Here is an 18,570-nt window from a genome sequence, read left to right as displayed (position 1 = left end):
AAAAATGGACAATGCCAATTCAAAATTGGCGTTTAGCGATGAATTGGTTTACGATTCAGTTCGATGATCGATTAAAAGATCATTTATAAAAAATGGAACTTACACAAAATAATTTACAGGCTCTGATATTATGGCTGGTTTTTATACTGTTGCACTTGCCGCTTGAATCCGCCATTTAATAAAAATAATATTTCATTGTATTCATTATCACTATTAAATAATGACACATAGATAACTAGCTTATTCAGTAATTTACGAATGCTCTCAGATCCACTATGCAGTATTTTAATTTCATTCATAAAGTACTTATCTTCTGATAATCTGAAATTAGGTGTATTTTTTTTCCTCTTTATTGTCTCATTAGATAATCCAATAACTCTTAGTATCCAATCATCCAAATTAGGTGTTAACTCTGACAAGCTTGTTATCAGCTTTTCAGACCACTCTTTATTAAATGCCAACTTTATATCTCTATCTTTATTAGTTTTTTGACTCTCTAAAATTTGAGCATTTACCAATCTATGAGTTTCAGCTGCTTGTTTAATATCTTCACTCACAGTTTTAAAAGACATTTCAGTTAATCTAAAACTTTTCTTCCCATACCAATAAGCTAACCATGTTGCCAAACCTCCTAAAATTAAAGCAATCACTACTGAAAGTGCAAAGGAGGAAATAGCTGTTTTATCTGTCGAAGCATTCAGCTCCAGGTGTGTCTTAGCTGGTTGCTGTAAAACAATCGTTTGTACATTTGGCTGTTGTGGTACTGTCCACGGAAGCTGAATAATTAACGCTTGTTTGCCTTCTTGCTCTGCCATCTTTTCCCCATCTTAATTTTTAAAAATTTCTACTGAAGTCATCTTAAATTTTTTCTTTTTATTTTAATCAATCTGACACTTATAAGTTAGAAATAACCCTAACCTCTTCCACCAGCATCAACTCGCACGCACCATTACCGGTATCTTCCCGACTTAAAGAACTCCGCCACGTCCATCCATCTGAAGACTTCACTTCCACCAACTGCCCTTTTAAATAAATTAAATCATCTTGATCAATTTGAGCCAGCTGTTTGGCGATGGCTTTAGTTGCAGGAATCAAATGAGTATTAGCACTTTGCGTTTCAATTTCACGTACTGGAATGGGTGGAGCATTTTCATAACGCCAATAATACCAACGATTGCTCTGCCGAATAGATAACTGTTTATAAACCTCAGGACTAGCCATTTTCTCCCATCCCAAAGCAAAATCGACAGGGCTAATCTCAGATTCACGTCCAAAGTTATAATTTTCTCTCGATAAAACCCGAAACTCTCCCGCATAAGGTTCTAAATTTGTCATGCTATAGCCATTAAACTGATGAATCCCCGCTGTGGTTTGATAATCAGCCGCATCTGAAATACCTTTATCCGGTTTCAGCCAATATGACCACAGTGCAAAGCCAATGGCGAAAATGATGAGATATTTCAAAAAACGGTTCATTTTAAACTCGAATATTTAACCGTAATGCAAGGCGCCATCCATAGAGTGAATCAGATAAAATCGCCAAGCATAGATTCAAAAAGTAAGTGTTATATACAAATTTTATAAACTCACTTTCACATGAAATACATAATTTTACAATGTAAAAAATCGAATAAAGCCCTTTTAGAACAGACATTAACACTTAATATACTTTTAAAGTATAAAAAAATACTTAGAGGGTTTTGGTCGAATTTAGATCAGTATGCAATCCTAGAGAGTCACTTTAACTATTTCAAACTCTTCAGGATTTTCCCAAGATATGAACATGTACAAGCAGATCTCCCTTTGTCTTCCCCTTGTCCTTTGCAGCCAACTCAGCTTTGCAGACTGGATTGATGATTCCGTTAAAAATGTAGAAGCGCATACCATTAAGCTTCGACAACATATTCATCAACACCCTGAACTTGGAAATATGGAATTCAAAACTTCTGAGCTAGTACAAAAAGAGTTGAAATCTTATGGCATTGAAGTGCGTAAAGGCTATGCCAAAACCGGTGTAATTGGTGTGCTTAAAGGGGCGAAACCTGGTCCAGTGATGGCATTGCGTGCCGATATGGATGCCCTGCCGATTGAAGAAAAAACTGGACTGCCTTATGCCAGTAAAGCCAAAGCCATTTATCAAGGGGCAGAAACTCACGTGATGCACGGCTGTGGTCATGATGCCCATACCGCAATGTTACTGGGTGCCGCCAAAGCCTTAGCAGCCAATAAAGATAAAATTGCAGGTACTGTGGTCTTTGTATTCCAACCGGCTGAAGAAGGCGGTGCCGATATTGATAACTTTACCCAAGGTTATTTAATCGGTTCACGTAAAATGATTGCCGATGGTGCATTGAACAATCCAAAACCGGAAGTAATTTTTGGAATGCACCTGATGGCAGGCATGCCAAGTGGCAATATTTTGTATAAAGATGGCGCGATTCTGAACAGTGCCGACCATTTACGCATTCAAGTCAATGGTAAACAAGTCCATGGCTCTATGCCTTGGCTCGGCCGTGATCCAATTTATGCGTCTTCGCAAATGATCAACAACATGCAGAGTTTAGTCAGTCGTCATGCAGATTTAACCAAAGGCATGGGCGTAGTCAGTATTGGCAGTATCCGCGGTGGAACAACAGGTAATGTCATCCCTGATCAGGTGAATATGGTCGGCACCATTCGCTCTAACAGTGAAGATGTGCGACAAGGCATTTTAAAAACTTTACCGAAAATGGTCGAACATAATGCCGCAGCCAATGATGTCACTGCAAAAGTGGAAATTGCCCCATATGCGCCGGTAACCACCAATGACAAAACCCTAACCAAGCTGATGCAACCTACGCTTGCCCAAGTGAATGGCGAAGATAAACTGCATGTGCTGGACAACAATGCCAGTGCAAGTGAAGATTTTGCCTATTATGGTCAGCTGATGCCGTCTTTATTTGTCTTTGTGGGCGCAACACCTGCCGATCAGGACATGGCGAAAGCTGCACCTAATCATAACCCATTATTTATCGTCGATAATGCAACTTTAAAAACCGGGGTAGAAAGCCATGTGCGCTTCATCCTGGATTATCCAAAAGTTGCCGAACAGGTACAGACTGACTGGAAAAAGATGCAAGCTGCAAAAAAATAAAGTACATTTTTTAAAAAAAGTGAGCATCCTTTGCTCACTTTTTTTATATCTAAAGGTTGTGTTGATTGAATACAGAATAGATCTCATTTGAAACCTTGTGCCATTGGACTAAAAACTCAAACTGCTAAACTTCAATGCGTTACACAGCTTGACTCTTAGCGAAAAAAACGTCATTTTTACAGATTTTTTAACTCGCTAAAAGTACAACTAAAACCATAAAACCGAATTGAAAAATGGGACACAATCATGGCGAATAAATTCGAGTTCAACATTCGTGTATATATTGAAGACACTGACGCAGGTGGCATTGTCTATCATGCAAACCATATTCGTTTTATGGAACGTACCCGTACCGAATGGTTACGTGCGGCAGGTGTTGACCACTACTGGCACCAAAAAGATTATCACTTTGTAGTACATAAAATAAATGTGAAATATTCACGTCCAATCCTAATGGATGACCTGATTACCGTGACTGCGAGTGTTGTTTCATGTAAAGCAACATCTTTTGTATTGCAACAAAATATTTATCGTGGTGAAATCATGCTTGCATCTGGCGAAGTCGAATTGGCATGTATTAGTGTAGACGGCATGCGTCCAACACGGCTTCCTGAGGAAATCCGTAATCTAATTCTAAAAGAGTTAGGACAAGACTAAAAAATTTATTGGCACATTGTAACTATGGCAACACAACTAGAATCATCTTTACACATATCAGATCTTATTTTACAAGCAAGTCCCATCGTTCAACTGGTAATGCTCGTGCTCCTGCTAGCATCTTTATACAGTTGGTATCTGATTGCCAAGTTACATATGAGTTATAAAAAAGCCCAGGCCGAAGATGAACATTTTCAAAAAATCTTCTGGTCTGGCGCTGAACTTAATACCCTATACAACAACGCGCAACTTAATTCCAAACGCACCGGTTTGGAAGATATCTTCTATCAAGGCATTGGCGAGTTTTTTAAACTCAAAAAATTCCAGGCAACCACACAACAAACCGTTGAAGGCACAGAACGTATTTTACGTGTCGGTTTAAGCCGTGACCAAGGTCTGCTTGAACAAGGCTTGGGCGCACTTGCCAGCATTGGTTCTGTTGCACCTTATATTGGTCTGTTCGGTACGGTTTGGGGCATTATGAATGCCTTCATTGGTCTGGCGGATGTCGATCAAGTCACTTTGGCAACCGTCGCTCCAGGTATTGCCGAAGCCCTCATTGCAACAGCGATTGGTCTTTTTGCTGCAATTCCAGCAGTATTGGCCTTTAACCATTACACTGCTAAAGGTGAAACCGTCTATTCAGACCGTGCATTATTTGCTGAAGAAATGGTGGCGCTATTACAACGTCAAACTGTGAGTTCTGCACAGGAAAATGACTAATGGCAATTCAGCGTTCCGGACGCTTTGAGCGTGTCAAAAAACCACTAAAAAGTGAGATGAATGTCGTCCCTTATATTGACGTCATGTTGGTACTTTTGGTGATTTTTATGGTTACAGCACCCATGATCACCAGCGGGATTAAAGTCGATTTACCTCAAGCCAATGGTAATCCGATCGAATCTAAAGATGCACCGACAATCGTGACTCTGGATCAGGATGGTCTGTATTATTTGGAATACAAAAACCAAGAAACCGGTCCTGTTGATCTAGCTCAGTTGACGAGTCGTTTAGTTGAGGCACAAACAAAAGCCAAGGATGACAATAAGGAACTGAACGTTGTCATTAACGGTCATACCACACGTCCCTATGGAGATGTCATGGCTTTAATGTCGAGTCTTCAAGATGCTGGTTTAACACAAGTTAGTCTGCTAACTAAGCCTCTAGAATAAAGTATGAAAGATTTGAAAAAGCCACAATCCAAAGAAAAAACAATTGCGCTTGGATTTACCCTCGGAATCCATGCTGTGGCAATGACTGGCTTACTTTTTTTGGGCATGAGTAAACCGGTCGAGTCACCTAAACAAATTAAAATGGTTTTGGTCACGCCTGAGGACTTGCTCCCACCTGAGCCTGTACCTTTAGAACAGACAGACTCGTCTGAAACAGTACATGAAAAAGTCGCGGAACAGGTTCAACAAACGGCAAAACCGAGTATTGAACCTGCACCGGTTATTCCCGTTACCCAGCCTACTCCTCCTACTCCAGCACCAGCACCAGCACCAGCACCAGCACCAGCACCAGCAAAGCCTGATGTAAATAAAGCTGCACAGGAAACCAAGGCTGCAGCGGAAGCACTGAAAAAAGCGGAACAGAAAGCTGCCGAACAGGCAAAGGCAGCTGAAGCCAATAAACTAAAAGCCCAAGCTGATGCTCAAGCCAAGGCAAAAGCAGACGCTGCTGAAAAAGCCCGAGCGGATGCCGCTGCAAAAGCTAAATCTGACGCGGCTGAAAAAATGAAGTCAGACGCTGCGGCGAAGGCCAAAGCCGATGCAGTGAATAAAGCTAAGGCTGATGCCATTAATAAAGCCAAAGCTGATGCAGCGAATAAAGCCAAAGCCGATGCAGCGAATAAAGCCAAAGCCGATGCAGCGAATAAAGCTAAAGCGGATGCTGCAAACAAAGCCAAAGCAGATGCAGCAAATAAAGCCAAAGCGGATGCAGCAAATAAAGCCAAAGCGGATGCAGCAAATAAAGCCAAAGCGGATGCAGCAAATAAAGCCAAAGCGGATGCAGCAAATAAAGCCAAAGCGGATGCAGCAAATAAAGCTAAAGCCGACGCTGTAAATAAAGCCAAAGCCGATGCAGCAAATAAAGCTAAAGCCGATGCAGAAGCGCGTGAACGTGCTGCTGAAGAAGCCAAAGCATCATCTGCTAAACAAGCCGCTGAAGAAGCCGCGACTAAAAAAGCGGAAGCAAAGAAAATTGCCTCAACTGCAAAACGTGACTTTGAAAATAAAGTGAGACGTGCGTGGGATATCCCGAGCGGTTCATCCGGTCAAAAAGCCACTGCTCGTGTGACCTTAAGTGACAGTGGTGCAGTTCAATCGGTCATCGTCAGTTCAAGTGATCCGGACATGAAAGCAAGTGTGGAAGCCGCTGTACGTGCAGCAGCACCTTACCCGATGCCTTCCGATCCAGATGCACGACGTGAAGCAAGAACCTTTACTTCAAGCTTTACTGCGAAATAAAATAAAAGGCCACATCAAATTTAATTGATGTGGCCTTTTATTTTTGCGTTTAAACTCAAATTTCACTAAAAATAGATACTATTTTATTCACTTTTCACAGTCTTATAACAGTTTAGTCATCATGATGTACTTCCAATAAAGCAAAATCATGCCATTATGTGACACAACCGAATTCACAATAATTTACATTTTTTAGAGTACGTAGCGGATGATGGAAATGACGCGTAAACATCTACTTTGCCTAACCATTTTGACAGCTTTAAGTCCTGTTTTAGCGACACAGTCTTATGCACAACTGCATTTGGAAATTGCTAAAGCACCAGAAGAAGCACCGAAGATTGCCATTATTCCGTTTAATAATGATCAAAGCATTTATCCGATTGTCGAAAATGACTTAAACCGTTCAGGCAAATTTTCAAGTGCTTCAAAAAACCTGCCTGCAACAGCGAGTATGAATAGCCCAAATGCAGAGGCATGGAAATCTGCAGGTGTTCCGTATGTGGTTACAGGTACAGTAAAAACAACAGAAAATGGCGCGTATGAGGTTCATTATCAACTCTATGATATTGAAAAACAGCAGTATTTATTAAATGAATTGCTGACTGTTCCTGCGTCACGTATTCGTCAAGCGGGTCACATGATTAGTGATGCAATTTATCAGGCATTGACCGGTATTGCAGGTGACTTTAGCGGACGCATTGCCTATGTACTGCGTAATCCGGCGACTCCTGAACAGCGTTATACTCTTCAAATTGCAGATACAGATGGCGAACAGCCAAAAACCATTCTGACTTCTCGTAATCCAATTTTGTCCCCTGCTTGGACACCGGATGCGAAAAAAATTGCCTACGTTTCATTTGAAACTAAACGTCCGGCCATTTATGTACAGGACTTGGCTACAGGAAAACGTGAAAAACTGGCGAGCTTCCGTGGTTTAAACGGTGCACCAAGCTTCTCTCCCGATGGTAAAAGCATGTTGTTTACTGCATCTCTGCATGGCAACCCTGAAATCTATCAAATGAATCTGGAAACACGTCAGTTACAACGTATGACCAATGACAGTGCCATTGATACCGAAGCACGTTATGCCCCAGACGGTAAATCATTTATTTTTACCTCTGACCGGGGCGGTTCACCACAAATTTATACCTACAATTTTGCCAATGCTTCAAGTAAGCGCCTGACGTTCCGTGGTGCATTTAACGCACGTGGCACATTAAGTGCAGATGGTAAAAAAATCGCTCTAGTTCATCGCCCAAGTGGCAGCAATTACAAAGTGGCTATTCAGGACATTAATACCGGCATTACCAATATTCTGACCCCAACCAGTCTGGATGAATCACCAAGTTTCTCACCAAACGGTCAGATGGTGGTTTATGCAACACGTGAAGGGAATCGTGGTTTATTGTCCATCATGTCACTTGATGGTCGTTTCCGCATGAATTTACCGAGTGAACAAGGTGAGGTTCGCGAACCTGCTTGGGCACCCAAATAACAATTTAAGTTAAAGCAATGATGATCATGGAGATAAAGATGAAAGCAGTTAAATTATTAGTCCTTCCTGTTCTTGCAACAGCATTAGTGATGACTGGTTGTGCCAGCCGTAAACCTGCTGCTGAAATTCAAGCAGGTCAAAATCCATCTGAAGCAAGTACAGTAAGTACTGAGGGCTTAAGTGAAGATGCGGCTCTAAATGCGCAAAACCTGGCAGGTGCTTCTTCAAAAGGTGTAACTGCAGCAAATAAAGCATTCTTGGCAAAACGTGTTGTTCACTTTGACTATGACAGCAGCGATCTTTCTAACGAAGACTATCAAACCCTGCAAGCACATGCACAATTTCTTGTTGCCAATGCAAATTCGAAAGTGGCTTTAACCGGTCATACTGATGAACGTGGCACACGTGAGTACAACATGGCTTTGGGTGAACGTCGTGCTAAAGCGGTAGAAAGCTTCCTGATTACCAATGGCGTTTCTGCAACTCAATTGGAAGCTGTGAGCTATGGTAAAGAAATGCCAATTAATGCAGGTCATGATGAAAATGCATGGAAAGAAAACCGCCGCGTAGAACTGAACTACGAAGCTGTTCCACCATTATTAAAATAATGGCTTGAATAAAAAAAGCGCTCAACTTATTGATTGAGCGCTTTTTTATGGTTTAAGCTTTTTCAGATTCTGTAGCTTCATCTTTCGAGCTGTGCATGGATTCTATGAGATCATGCTTGTTGAATTTTTTATATTCTGGTTTCGCTTCATAAGCTTTCCAAGCTTCTTTCACTTTCTCATCAGAAATATCATCTAAACTCATAGCTTCATTTGGCGTTGGAGTCGCATCAAACTTTTGCGTTGTCATAACTGTGCTCCTATCACGATTTTTAATACCCTCTGTCCCTCAACATAGCATTTTCCACAAAACTTACAAGAGTAAAATCACGACAAATAGTCGAGTTTAATTGTCCTTTTGCTGCGTTCTCATCTAAAATGAGTCCCCATATTCTTTTGATAATTTTTTATCATTTTCTAATTGGAGTTTTCCTGTCATGTCATACCTCACCCTTTCCCAATTTCTAGAACAAAAAACAGGGAATTTAACACCTGAACTTGCTCAAGTTATTGAAACAATTGGTAATACATGCAAAGACATTGATCAGTTATTACAAAAAGGGGCTTTGGCGGGTGTATTGGGTAGTGCGCAACACGAAAACGTACAAGGTGAAGAACAAAAGAAACTTGACGTTATTTCGAATGACTACTTGATTGATGCTTTAAAAGTTCATCCACATGTGGGTGGTTTGGCTTCTGAAGAACTCGATGAATTTACCCCTGCACAAGAAAATGGTGAGTTCCTGGTATTGTTCGATCCACTTGATGGTTCAAGCAACATTGACATCAATATGTGTGTCGGCACAATTTTCTCAATTTTGCCTGCTAAAAATGCAGTGACCAAAGCTGAGGACTTCATGCAGGCAGGTACAAACCAGGTAGCTGCGGGTTATGTATTGTATGGTCCATCGACCATGATGGCGCTTACTGTCGGTGCGGGTGTTGTATTCTTTACTTTCGACCCAGAAACTCAAGAATTCCTGTTAACTTCTAAAGATATTCAAGTGGCTGCTGATACCAAAGAATATGCCATCAACGCATCAAATCAGCGTCATTGGGAAGAGCCAGTAAAACGCTACATTGGTGAACTTCAGGACGGTAAAACTTCTGTTCGTGGCAAAGACTTCAATATGCGTTGGGTCGCTTGTATGGTGGGTGATATTCACCGTATCCTTTGCCGCAGCGGTATTTTCTTATATCCATACGACACCAAAGATCCGAAAAAAGCCGGTCGTCTTCGTTTAATGTATGAAGCTAATCCGATGAGTATGTTGATGGAACAAGCCGGCGGTGCATCTACTACGGGCCGCGTTCGTATTCTTGATATTCAACCGACTGAACTACATCAACGTGTTCCTGTTGTCATTGGTTCTAAAAACGAAGTTGACTTAGTTACTCACTACCATAATTAATTTTTTATAGCGGAAGTAAGTGCTTACTGCTTACTTCCGTGGATTTACTCTCCCATGCCTACTATTTTTCTAGAATCTAAAGATAATCCTAAAATTAAGCACTTACGTGGCTTAATCGACCAAAACTCGTATCGTAAAAAGCAAGGTCAAACTGTTCTTGAAGGTACGCATTTATGCCTTTCATGGTTGGCAGAAGATCGAAAAATTAAATCTATTTTCACCACTGAACATGCTTTAGCTCACCCAGATTTCGATCTTATTGCAGAACAATACCAAGGTGCGGTATTTGTCATTAGTGAATCTTTATATAAAGATTTAAGCACATTAGGCACGACACTCGCTTGCCTGGCAATTGTTGATTTACCCAGTTCAAGCCACGCCTTAGACTTCACGGCAGATACCTTAATTTTGGAAAATATCCAGGATCCAGGCAATGTCGGCACTTTAATTCGTTCTGCGGCTGCAGCCGGTATTCAACAAATTGTGTGTACCAAAGGTTCAGCATCACTGTGGTCACCAAGGGTATTACGCGCAGGCATGGGTGCACATTTTTCATTGCATACCTATGAAAATATTGCCCTAGAAGATCTTTTAGATAAATTTAAAATTCCTGTGTATGTCACCAGTTCACATGAATCAGAAAGTTTATATTCAAAAGACTTAAAGAAAGCTTGTGTATGGATCCTCGGTAACGAAGGTCAAGGGGTTTCTGATTATGCTCTTGCACATGGACAAGCAGTTTCTATTCCGCAGCCTGGTGGACAAGAATCCTTGAATGTTGCAATTGCCGGTTCGGTCTGTTTCTTTGAGATGGTTCGTCAGCGTTTATAATCCTTTCTCTTTCGTTACTTTATTTTAACCGTCACGCGTTGATGTTTAAAAATAGATTACACTAGAAAAATAATAAGTTTTTTTGTCAACCAAACCATTATTTCCAACGTTATATATACATGAAAATGGAAATAATGGTGGATATCCAATGACAGGATTTTCCATCTCTATGGATTCAGCACCAAAACAGTCTCATGCGGAAAATTTGAGTACTCTGAAGAGTACGGCTGAACAACGCCTGAAAATTTTCATGCAGGATGTGACTGGACGTGCCTTAGTCATGATGGAAAGTGCTACTCAAGGTCAACAAGGCATTGCGATGGATTTAGTGCAAGAAGCATTTATTTCCTTGCATAAAACATATGCCGAAAAGCCGACTGATGAATGGTATCCCCTGTTTTACACCATTTTGAACCATAAACTACAAGACTGGCGTAGAAAAGAAGTCCGTCGAGCGCAACCTTTTTCATTTTTTAAAAAGGTCAGTCTCGATGACGACGATATTGAACTGAATGATATTGTCGATGAAAGTACCCCTAGTCCATTCGATTTTCTTGATCAAGCCGTCACTGCTGAAGAAATACAGGAAGCCATTTCCAAGCTTCCCGTTCGGCAGCAACAAGCTTTTATGCTGCGTGCTTGGGAAGGTTTTGATACACACACCACTGCACAAATCATGGAATGCAGTGAAGGTAGTGTAAAAACGCATTATCACCGTGCTATTCAAGGTCTTAGGAACTCGTTGGCACATTTGAATCCATATTCTGGAGGGTCATCCGAATGAAACAAGATGATTTCTTAAAACAAGTTACTTCCAAACTCGATGGACTCGCACAACATCATAAAGACAAACCTGTTGTGATGAATCATGTTATTGAAGAAATTCAAGACCGGGACACTTCCCGTTACGGACTTTGGAAAATGTCAGGATTTGCACTGGCTGCGGCAATTGCAGGTTTCGTGGTCTTCCCAAATTCTATTGAAATGGCTGACAAGCCTCAGAATCAAGTTGTAGTTACTCCAAAATTATCACCCCAAATGGTTGAAGATTTGGAGATGTTAATGGTTTTAGGCGAGGACAAAGTTCCACATGGCAGCTAAAAGATTAGCATTTGCTTTTTGTGCACTCGGATTTCTACAAACCAGTTTCGCTGGTTTTGAACGTTTTTGGATTTTTTCTAAAGATGCGGACACTCAATTGGCAGAAACCTGGGAAACTCTGTCAGATGCTGAACAACGCGCCCTTATTCAGCGTTATCAATCGCTAAAGGAATTACCTGAAGCACAAGGTACAGCTTTGCATCAACGTATGGATTGGTTTACCCAACTACCCGAGCAAGAAAAGCAAAAAATGCGAGAAACCTGGCAAAAAATGAGTAGCCAAGAGCGTAAAGATTTAGGCAGCCGTATGCAAAAAGCGACCGCTGAAGAAAGACCCGCTATTCGTGATGAATACATCACTAAATATTTGCAACAGCCCAATATTACTCATCATTAATGCTCAAAATACTCAACAGCACCCATAAAAAAAGCCTCTTTCGAGGCTTTTTTTAGTTTTATTTCATTTTACGTCTTCATTTTACGTCGGTACAAACCTAATCCAATAAGTGCAAATAGACCATAAATACCAAATGATCCACCACCGCTACTACTTGAGTTGGTGTCTTTTGCTGTATTTTTCAATAACAATATTGCTTCGTTGGAAATTCCACCATCTGCGTCAAAAATTGCATATCGAATTGGGTAATCAAACTGGCTATAAGCATTTTTTACGGTAAATTGAATTTTTCCACCATAACAGGTCTCACGGATATATGCTTCAGGACAAGGTCCCTCATGCTCAGCTTTCATAATTAAACCTGCAGGTAATTCAGGAAAACGGATTGGAATATCTTGTCCTGCATCATTTTGATGATAAATAGCTTTCAGTTTCGTCACAGTCGAAATCGGACCATCCCCATCATCATTGTCATTTTCTAGTGGGTTTACACTCACGGTTAGATACTGACTTGCATCTAAAGCATAATTATCATTTGTAGCAATAGGTGCAATATTGGTAAAGCTGACTTTTAAAATGCCTGATGACTCTTGTGCTGTGCCAGCTTTTTCTTTAATCGTGTATTTACAATATGCATTATCACCATTTTCTAAAAGTGCCCCACTGCTACGATAGATCATGATACGTTTCAGATCAGCTTTCCACTCACACTTTAAGTCATTCATTGAACCATTCAGTACTGGCTGACCATCTTTAACGGTCAGTACACCAATTCCAAAAGGCTCTGCAATAATATCGTAATGCTTGGTATCTAATACTTTAATTCGATATTCTTCATTTTTACTGTCTGGAACACGCTCTTCGCCTGCAATCGCAAGCTCAAACGGATTAAAATAAATCGTACGATATTTTTGGTACTGCTTGGTGTATTTAAGCAGGTTTTCGAAGTTCGCTAACTCTTCCTTAAAATCTTCAACATCTTCTTTTTTTTCAGTACTTTCAGTAATTAATTCTTTCAACTCATCAATATTTTTCTGATAGTAGTCTAGCAAAGTCACCAAAGATGAATTTTTAAGATCAGAAATATCAACAGCCGCTAGGTTCATTTGCTCAACAGAACCAATATCACAACTACTTTGTAGATCAGGATTTAATTGTAAAACTATATCATCATCACGTTCTAGAAGTCGTTGATCATAATCACTACAACCACTGCTGTTCACATCGACTAAATCCGTCGCTGTTTGATTATTGCGTGGATAATACAGCGGCAAGAACGTGTTATATGGGGATGTAGGAATCAGCTCAGAAAGTAGAGTCGAGAAACTTGTAGTCGATACATCAATATTTTTCGAGTTTATCGTTGTGGCATCTAAACTACTTTTAGGTAGCATACACTGATCTGAGCCAGTACCTAAATTTAAAGCATTTTTTGCCAAAATAAATACGATATTTTCTTTTGGCACGCCTGTATCAGAATAGTAGCGGCACGATTTACCACCTTGATTAAAAGCCAAAACGTTAAAATCGACATATTTGCTGCCATTCTCATCATAGAGCAAAGTACTGTGCGCTTCATTTTCAACAATGGTATTACTTTTGATTTTAAACGTTGAAAAAGGACTTAAGCGATTTAAGCCCTCTGTGACCATACGTAAAATACTACCATTGCTGGTACTGGCTTTATTTTGCGCAATGGTGTTGGTAATTAAATCAACTTTTGCTGAACCACAGAAATCAAAAGCACTTAAACTACTACTTGAACCATTGTTGATAATACTGTTGCGCTCAAAATAAACGACTGGTTTGGTATCGTCCAAATTGCCGTAGCAGTCCATCGCGATCACACTACCTTTTGCTGCAGTGTTGCCTTGAATTAAACTGCCATTAACGGATATTTTCTTTTCACTATTCAGTGCAACATTATAAATTGCACCACCTGCAACCTCTGCTTTAGAATTGACAATCGCACCATTCTTAAAGATTAAATCTCCGCCAATCAGTACCGCACCACCACGACCATTTTGCCCAGCCTGAGTACCAGCATAGCCATTTTCAAGCTGAATATTATTGAGGGTAAAGCTAATTTCAGTTTTACTGGTGTTAAAAATCCGTGTACGCCCTTCACCACTAATCATGGTTTTAATACCTTCCAATGCTGGATAGGTCTGGGTCAATTTATTCTTTTCTTTAAAATTTTCACGCGATGCGCCGTTAATAATTACCCTCGATTCAGGTGCTAACTCTGAATCCAATTTATATCTACCGGCTTCAAGTTGAATATAGTCAGTTTGACCAAACACCGTGTTGCCTGGTGTACACCCGCCATAAGCTGCATTTTTCTTTGCCGTGATAATCGCTTCACGCAATGAACAAGCATTGGCATTTTCACCATTTTCATCTGCAAATGTTGTGACATAAATGGTTCCATCTTCAGCTGCCATCAATGACATTGCAGATAAAACCATGACACAGAGCAATCCTTTTTTATAAGTGTGCATCACTTTTCCCTTTTTTTATTTTTTATTTTTTATTTTTTAAAGCGGCGTATACCCACCAGTCCCAATACAGCAAATAAGCCGAACAATCCGAATGCCCCACCCGAGGTTTTTACAGATTTATCTTCAAATTCATTGTTCGGTTCTTGCACCATATAGGCTTCAAGCACCATATATTTTTTGTTTTCATTGAAATGTGTCGATGATGTGACAATTTGAAGGTTAAAAATATCTGCACCATGCCAATTACTATTTGGGGTATAAACTAAATTACCATCGATATCTAAAGTCAGGGTTCCTTTTGACTTTGTTAAAGTTTGATCGATGTAGGCACAACCATCTTGCCATTCACCGCCTGCTGGATTTTTCATGTTAAGTAAGCTTTCGCATTTTTCTTTTGGGTATAAGTCACTGTCACCCAAATATTCTAAGATATTTAGCTTAGCAACTTCGCCTACTTTTAAATCTTGTCCAATACGCGATTTAGAGCTCGGTACAACAATTTCAATTGCGCCACGGTCACACCAGCTATTATCCGTTGTTCGATTCTTATTACGTTGATCCATGGTTTCACACATCAACTGTGTGCTGTCTAATGACAAATCTAGACGACCTTTATTCAAAATCAAGGTATCAAACATATTTTTAGCACTGAGTAAAATACGCGGGCGAATATAGCCCAAGAAGGTATTTTTCGGTGTGCTGTATGGACACAGTAAAGCATCTGAATCTTCAATTAACGATTTACAACTGCCTTCACTACTGTTACCGGCAAAAAGTTTGCTACCATCCCAAAATTCATTTGGATATTTGGCATCGCCACTCTTACACTCACTCCCCACTAAATTGTTTTGTATTAATGTCTTATCATCTGCGGTAAATTGGCAATTCGTGCCGCTACCATTTCCCACCACAATACTGTTGGCAAGATAACCGTAGCCTTCTTGTGAATCGAATTGTACACCTGCCTGATTACCTACAATCGTCACATTATTTACAGCAATACCATCAAGAATATTAATGATATAACCACTGTTATTTAAAAATGTACTATTGCTGAGTTTATTTATATTTTTATCGTTTAGCAGAGTAACATCAGCAATAGGTTTTTCACTAAAAATATTAGCAGCACCTGAAGTCGTATTGTTATTTTTAAAGACAACACTGCTCAGTGTAAATGCCGGTCGTTGACTATACAAAATTGCGCCTGTAACGGCTGTATTATTTTCCAAAATACTGTCGCTAATCGCGACTTGGCTAATGTAGTTTTGTGTTGCACTACTCTCACCGACATTATAAATTGCCCCCCCTAAACGTGCATTACCGCCAGAGAGTTTGACATATTGCAAGACCAAACGTTCATTGTTATAGAAAATCCCTCCTTTGTCGGCGCAAATACTTTTGTTACAACCTTCAAAGCTCACTTCTTTGATGGTGATCAAAGCTAAATCTTTCGGATCATGGTCAATATTAAAAATTTGATCTTTGCCTGCCATTTTAATGACCGCATTATTCAAGCCCGCAATCGCTTCTTCAGTCACTGTGGTGTCATAATAAGTTTTTAAGGCCAGACTTGCTTTCACATCCACTTTAGCGTTCAGGGTATAAGTTTTTTGTTTGTCTAATAGAATTATCGACAAAGCATTTTTACCGCCACAGCCCATGTAACCTGCTTCAGGCATGCCTTTATTGACATATTCAATGGCTTCACGCAATGAACATTCACTATCATCTTTGGTGATATCATCTGTAATGGTGACGGTGATTTCTGCACTATAAGCATGTCCTGCTAGACACAGCATCCCTATGCCTATGCTCCGTTTGAGCATATCTTTCTCCTTATATTCTTTTATCTTTTTTATTCTTAAGTTGCACATTCCCTGCAACATCGAATTATTTTTCTGTACTTTGTCACAGCTAGAGTAATTACTCAAGATTTTTTATTATTTACCGATATTCATCAATTAACGCATAAATTTGTCTTAAATTGGCATGACTGATTTTTGTTTTTTCACCTTTTAACAGCTGGATTAATTGTTCTAAAGTTTGTAGTAAAATAGAGGTTTGATGAGGCCCATGCAGCAACAAATAATCGATAATTTGTTGATCAATGTGAATTCCGCGACGTGTTAATACAGAAGTTACTAGTGCATAGCGATCTGCATATAAACTCCCTGTCGGTACTTTAACGCTCACCGCTTGAGTCAAACGTGACTGTAAATCTGGAAGTTCAAGTTTTAATTCAATGGGTGCAACACGGGAAGAGAAAACTAACTGCCCACCACCTTCATTATTATAGTTAATTAAATGAAAAACTGCTTTTTGCCAATGTGGAACACCACTAATGGCTTCGATATCATCCAATGCCACAAGGTCATATTGATCTAATGAGGTAATTGCTTCAGTTGGTGCATCAAGCAATTCCAGTAATGAAACTTGAATTGCAGACTTACCAACCTCTAAATAAGAATCGCAAATGGCAGAAAGCAAGTGGCTCTTACCTGAACCCGCACCACCATACACATAAAAACGGTTTATTAAACCGGCATGAAGCTGTCGAACTGCATCAATGACATGCCCCCAACTCGGACCCGAAAAATCACTAATTCGGGCATCCAGTTGAGGTTCTATATCTAATTGCAGTTGACGCATATATGTGTTTTGACCTCAAGGTTCTTTATTGTCTATCAATTCAATCTTACTCGATTTTTCAGCATCTTGCAGACATTTTGATTCTTGATTTTTCAATTCAATATCGACATCTAGCTGATCCGTTTCAATCGAAATTGATCCTGCTCCAGCATCCTGTATTATCACGGAAGAGTGCCCATATATACGGCTCTTCTCATAGCAGTCGCGTGCATGACGTAACAGTACGACAATAATCGCTGCAACCGGTAAAGCAATCAACATTCCCAAGAAACCAGCAAGCTGCGCACCTGCCAATACCGCAAAGACCACTGCCACAGGAGATAAACCAATTTTATCACCGAGTAAGAAAGGTTGCAGAACATAACCTTCAATGGCCTGGCCAATCATGAAGACAACGCCTACCAAGACCAGTTGCATCCAATCAATACCAAACTGGAATAGTGTTGCAATGACAGCAGCTATAATCCCAACAGCAAATCCTAAATAGGGAATAATACTCGCCAGTCCCGCAACCATTCCAATAATCAGTCCCACTTCAAGACCAATCACTTGTAAGCCGACTGCGTACACCGTACCGAGCAGAAACATCACCAAAAACTGACCTTTAACAAAGGCACCTAATACACTGTGACATTCACCTACAATGTGTAAAGTACTTTTCTCATAAGGACGAGGGATTAAACGACGGAAACTCTCGAGCATACGATCCCAATCTAACAGGAAATAGAATGCAATAATTGGAATCAGAACAACCGTTCCGCCAATTTGTATGAAATTCAGACCCGATTGAGCGACTTTTAACAACATTGCCTGAATACTATCAGCACTATAATTGGTCTGAATATATTCCATGACCACAGTCGACATTTGCTGCGTATCGATTTCCATCGGATCGACACTAAAAGTTTGCGAAACCCAAGGTAAAAAGGTGTAATTTAACCAATGAATTCCTGCTGGAATACTGTCTCGCGCATACATCAGCTGTTGCCAAACGAGGGGTACCAAATACCACATGGCCAAGGTAAGAACCACGCCAATGCCAACAAAGACAATACTAATGGACAACCAACGTGGCAAACCGATCTTATGAAGTTTATCCACCAACGGGCTAAATAAATAAGCCACCAAAAATGCAGCTATAAAAGGTAATACCACTGGTTTAAGCAGATATAAAACCCAAAGGATTAATGCAATTCCTGAGAGTATAAAAATGCGACGTAAGGTACGATCCACCATGCAAATTCGCCTTTTTTCGGTTTATTCGTTATAGAAAGTAAAATATTTGAATAAAGATAGCATTTTAGCGCATAAATAACAT

At 40.0% G+C, this 18,570-nt stretch carries 19 protein-coding genes; 12 read left to right on the top strand and 7 right to left on the bottom strand.

Annotated elements, in window-relative coordinates; genetic code table 11:
- Positions 1 to 128 precede the first annotated feature (128 nt).
- Positions 129 to 815, bottom strand: coding sequence for a hypothetical protein (locus tag HLH16_RS15765; RefSeq protein ID WP_250850261.1), 687 nt, complete (start codon positions 813 to 815; stop codon positions 129 to 131).
- Between the two features lie 79 nt (positions 816 to 894).
- Positions 895 to 1,476 (bottom strand): hypothetical protein, encoded by a 582-nt coding sequence (locus tag HLH16_RS09400; protein ID WP_171529128.1) that lies wholly within the window; start codon positions 1,474 to 1,476, stop codon positions 895 to 897.
- Between the two features lie 307 nt (positions 1,477 to 1,783).
- Here HLH16_RS09400 and HLH16_RS09395 point away from each other — a divergent pair, with 307 nt between their 5' ends.
- The 7 genes from HLH16_RS09395 (at position 1,784) to pal (ending at position 8,364) form a co-directional block, all read left to right on the top strand.
- Positions 1,784 to 3,133: an amidohydrolase gene (locus tag HLH16_RS09395; protein ID WP_171529131.1), complete on the top strand. Its 1,350-nt coding sequence runs from the start codon at positions 1,784 to 1,786 to the stop codon at positions 3,131 to 3,133.
- A 246-nt stretch (positions 3,134 to 3,379) separates the two neighbouring features.
- On the top strand, positions 3,380 to 3,790 hold the full coding sequence (gene ybgC / locus HLH16_RS09390) for a tol-pal system-associated acyl-CoA thioesterase (protein ID WP_067724926.1): 411 nt from the start codon (positions 3,380 to 3,382) through the stop codon (positions 3,788 to 3,790).
- 24 nt (positions 3,791 to 3,814) lie between these two features.
- A complete protein-coding gene (gene tolQ, locus HLH16_RS09385) occupies positions 3,815 to 4,513 on the top strand; it encodes a protein TolQ (RefSeq protein ID WP_131291363.1) in 699 nt (232 codons plus the stop codon).
- Positions 4,513 to 4,962, top strand: a complete 450-nt coding sequence (tolR, locus tag HLH16_RS09380; protein WP_171529127.1) for a protein TolR — start codon at positions 4,513 to 4,515, stop codon at positions 4,960 to 4,962. The genes tolQ and tolR overlap by 1 nt, the downstream gene beginning before the upstream one ends.
- A gap of 3 nt (positions 4,963 to 4,965) precedes the next feature.
- On the top strand, positions 4,966 to 6,261 hold the full coding sequence (gene tolA, locus HLH16_RS09375) for a cell envelope integrity protein TolA (protein ID WP_171529126.1): 1,296 nt from the start codon (positions 4,966 to 4,968) through the stop codon (positions 6,259 to 6,261).
- 211 nt (positions 6,262 to 6,472) lie between these two features.
- Positions 6,473 to 7,756 (top strand): Tol-Pal system beta propeller repeat protein TolB, encoded by a 1,284-nt coding sequence (tolB, locus tag HLH16_RS09370; protein ID WP_171529130.1) that lies wholly within the window; start codon positions 6,473 to 6,475, stop codon positions 7,754 to 7,756.
- 38 nt (positions 7,757 to 7,794) lie between these two features.
- The gene (gene pal, locus HLH16_RS09365; RefSeq protein WP_171529125.1) at positions 7,795 to 8,364 is read left to right on the top strand and encodes a peptidoglycan-associated lipoprotein Pal; all 570 of its coding nucleotides are present in this window, start codon (positions 7,795 to 7,797) and stop codon (positions 8,362 to 8,364) included.
- Positions 8,365 to 8,416: 52 nt separating this feature from the next.
- Here the strand turns inward: pal and HLH16_RS09360 are convergent, their stop codons facing one another.
- Positions 8,417 to 8,611: an NF038105 family protein gene (locus HLH16_RS09360; protein ID WP_171529124.1), complete on the bottom strand. Its 195-nt coding sequence runs from the start codon at positions 8,609 to 8,611 to the stop codon at positions 8,417 to 8,419.
- Between the two features lie 187 nt (positions 8,612 to 8,798).
- On the opposite strand from HLH16_RS09360, the gene HLH16_RS09355 reads away from it, so the two are divergent.
- The 5 genes from HLH16_RS09355 (at position 8,799) to HLH16_RS09335 (ending at position 12,102) form a co-directional block, all read left to right on the top strand.
- Positions 8,799 to 9,773 (top strand): class 1 fructose-bisphosphatase, encoded by a 975-nt coding sequence (locus HLH16_RS09355; RefSeq protein WP_171529123.1) that lies wholly within the window; start codon positions 8,799 to 8,801, stop codon positions 9,771 to 9,773.
- 54 nt (positions 9,774 to 9,827) lie between these two features.
- Positions 9,828 to 10,604, top strand: a complete 777-nt coding sequence (locus HLH16_RS09350; protein WP_171529122.1) for a TrmH family RNA methyltransferase — start codon at positions 9,828 to 9,830, stop codon at positions 10,602 to 10,604.
- 169 nt (positions 10,605 to 10,773) lie between these two features.
- Positions 10,774 to 11,388 carry an RNA polymerase sigma factor gene (locus HLH16_RS09345; RefSeq protein WP_171529129.1) on the top strand — a complete coding sequence of 205 codons (615 nt, stop codon included), beginning with the start codon at positions 10,774 to 10,776 and terminating at the stop codon, positions 11,386 to 11,388.
- A complete protein-coding gene (locus tag HLH16_RS09340; RefSeq protein ID WP_131291381.1) occupies positions 11,385 to 11,705 on the top strand; it encodes a hypothetical protein in 321 nt (106 codons plus the stop codon). Before HLH16_RS09345 ends, HLH16_RS09340 begins: the two co-directional genes overlap by 4 nt.
- A complete protein-coding gene (locus tag HLH16_RS09335) occupies positions 11,695 to 12,102 on the top strand; it encodes a DUF3106 domain-containing protein (protein WP_171529121.1) in 408 nt (135 codons plus the stop codon). Before HLH16_RS09340 ends, HLH16_RS09335 begins: the two co-directional genes overlap by 11 nt.
- A 68-nt stretch (positions 12,103 to 12,170) precedes the next feature.
- On the opposite strand, the gene HLH16_RS09330 is transcribed toward HLH16_RS09335, so the two are convergent.
- The 4 genes from HLH16_RS09330 to cxpE all read right to left on the bottom strand — a co-directional run bounded on the left by HLH16_RS09330 (position 12,171) and on the right by cxpE (position 18,488).
- A complete protein-coding gene (locus HLH16_RS09330) occupies positions 12,171 to 14,603 on the bottom strand; it encodes a CSLREA domain-containing protein (protein ID WP_171529120.1) in 2,433 nt (810 codons plus the stop codon).
- A 29-nt stretch (positions 14,604 to 14,632) separates the two neighbouring features.
- Complete coding sequence (gene rbtA, locus HLH16_RS09325; protein WP_171529119.1) at positions 14,633 to 16,429, bottom strand: rhombotarget A; 1,797 nt, start codon at positions 16,427 to 16,429, stop codon at positions 14,633 to 14,635.
- A gap of 118 nt (positions 16,430 to 16,547) precedes the next feature.
- Entirely contained in the window at positions 16,548 to 17,252 is a 705-nt protein-coding gene (hda, locus tag HLH16_RS09320) for a DnaA regulatory inactivator Hda (RefSeq protein WP_131268040.1), read from the bottom strand.
- Positions 17,253 to 17,267: 15 nt separating this feature from the next.
- On the bottom strand, positions 17,268 to 18,488 hold the full coding sequence (cxpE, locus tag HLH16_RS09315; RefSeq protein ID WP_171529118.1) for a chloramphenicol efflux transporter CxpE: 1,221 nt from the start codon (positions 18,486 to 18,488) through the stop codon (positions 17,268 to 17,270).
- Positions 18,489 to 18,570: the final 82 nt, after the last annotated feature.

Source organism: Acinetobacter sp. ANC 5378, assembly GCF_013004315.1.
GTDB lineage: Bacteria > Pseudomonadota > Gammaproteobacteria > Pseudomonadales > Moraxellaceae > Acinetobacter.
The sequence above is the reverse complement of the archived record's forward strand: the minus strand, read 5'-3'. Positions and strand labels throughout refer to the sequence as shown.

What these genes read in the sequence shown, in the direction of transcription:
- tolQ (WP_131291363.1), top strand. Translation starts at nt 3,815, where the DNA reads ATGGCAACACAACTAGAATCATCTTTACACATATCAGATCTTATTTTA.
- HLH16_RS09330 (WP_171529120.1), bottom strand. Translation starts at nt 14,603, where the DNA reads ATGCACACTTATAAAAAAGGATTGCTCTGTGTCATGGTTTTATCTGCA.
- pal (WP_171529125.1), top strand. Translation starts at nt 7,795, where the DNA reads ATGAAAGCAGTTAAATTATTAGTCCTTCCTGTTCTTGCAACAGCATTA.
- tolB (WP_171529130.1), top strand. Translation starts at nt 6,473, where the DNA reads ATGGAAATGACGCGTAAACATCTACTTTGCCTAACCATTTTGACAGCT.
- HLH16_RS15765 (WP_250850261.1), bottom strand. Translation starts at nt 815, where the DNA reads ATGGCAGAGCAAGAAGGCAAACAAGCGTTAATTATTCAGCTTCCGTGG.
- HLH16_RS09345 (WP_171529129.1), top strand. Translation starts at nt 10,774, where the DNA reads ATGGATTCAGCACCAAAACAGTCTCATGCGGAAAATTTGAGTACTCTG.
- HLH16_RS09340 (WP_131291381.1), top strand. Translation starts at nt 11,385, where the DNA reads ATGAAACAAGATGATTTCTTAAAACAAGTTACTTCCAAACTCGATGGA.
- HLH16_RS09400 (WP_171529128.1), bottom strand. Translation starts at nt 1,476, where the DNA reads ATGAACCGTTTTTTGAAATATCTCATCATTTTCGCCATTGGCTTTGCA.
- tolR (WP_171529127.1), top strand. Translation starts at nt 4,513, where the DNA reads ATGGCAATTCAGCGTTCCGGACGCTTTGAGCGTGTCAAAAAACCACTA.
- ybgC (WP_067724926.1), top strand. Translation starts at nt 3,380, where the DNA reads ATGGCGAATAAATTCGAGTTCAACATTCGTGTATATATTGAAGACACT.
- HLH16_RS09355 (WP_171529123.1), top strand. Translation starts at nt 8,799, where the DNA reads ATGTCATACCTCACCCTTTCCCAATTTCTAGAACAAAAAACAGGGAAT.
- rbtA (WP_171529119.1), bottom strand. Translation starts at nt 16,429, where the DNA reads ATGCTCAAACGGAGCATAGGCATAGGGATGCTGTGTCTAGCAGGACAT.
- cxpE (WP_171529118.1), bottom strand. Translation starts at nt 18,488, where the DNA reads ATGGTGGATCGTACCTTACGTCGCATTTTTATACTCTCAGGAATTGCA.
- HLH16_RS09395 (WP_171529131.1), top strand. Translation starts at nt 1,784, where the DNA reads ATGTACAAGCAGATCTCCCTTTGTCTTCCCCTTGTCCTTTGCAGCCAA.
- HLH16_RS09335 (WP_171529121.1), top strand. Translation starts at nt 11,695, where the DNA reads ATGGCAGCTAAAAGATTAGCATTTGCTTTTTGTGCACTCGGATTTCTA.
- tolA (WP_171529126.1), top strand. Translation starts at nt 4,966, where the DNA reads ATGAAAGATTTGAAAAAGCCACAATCCAAAGAAAAAACAATTGCGCTT.
- hda (WP_131268040.1), bottom strand. Translation starts at nt 17,252, where the DNA reads ATGCGTCAACTGCAATTAGATATAGAACCTCAACTGGATGCCCGAATT.
- HLH16_RS09360 (WP_171529124.1), bottom strand. Translation starts at nt 8,611, where the DNA reads ATGACAACGCAAAAGTTTGATGCGACTCCAACGCCAAATGAAGCTATG.
- HLH16_RS09350 (WP_171529122.1), top strand. Translation starts at nt 9,828, where the DNA reads ATGCCTACTATTTTTCTAGAATCTAAAGATAATCCTAAAATTAAGCAC.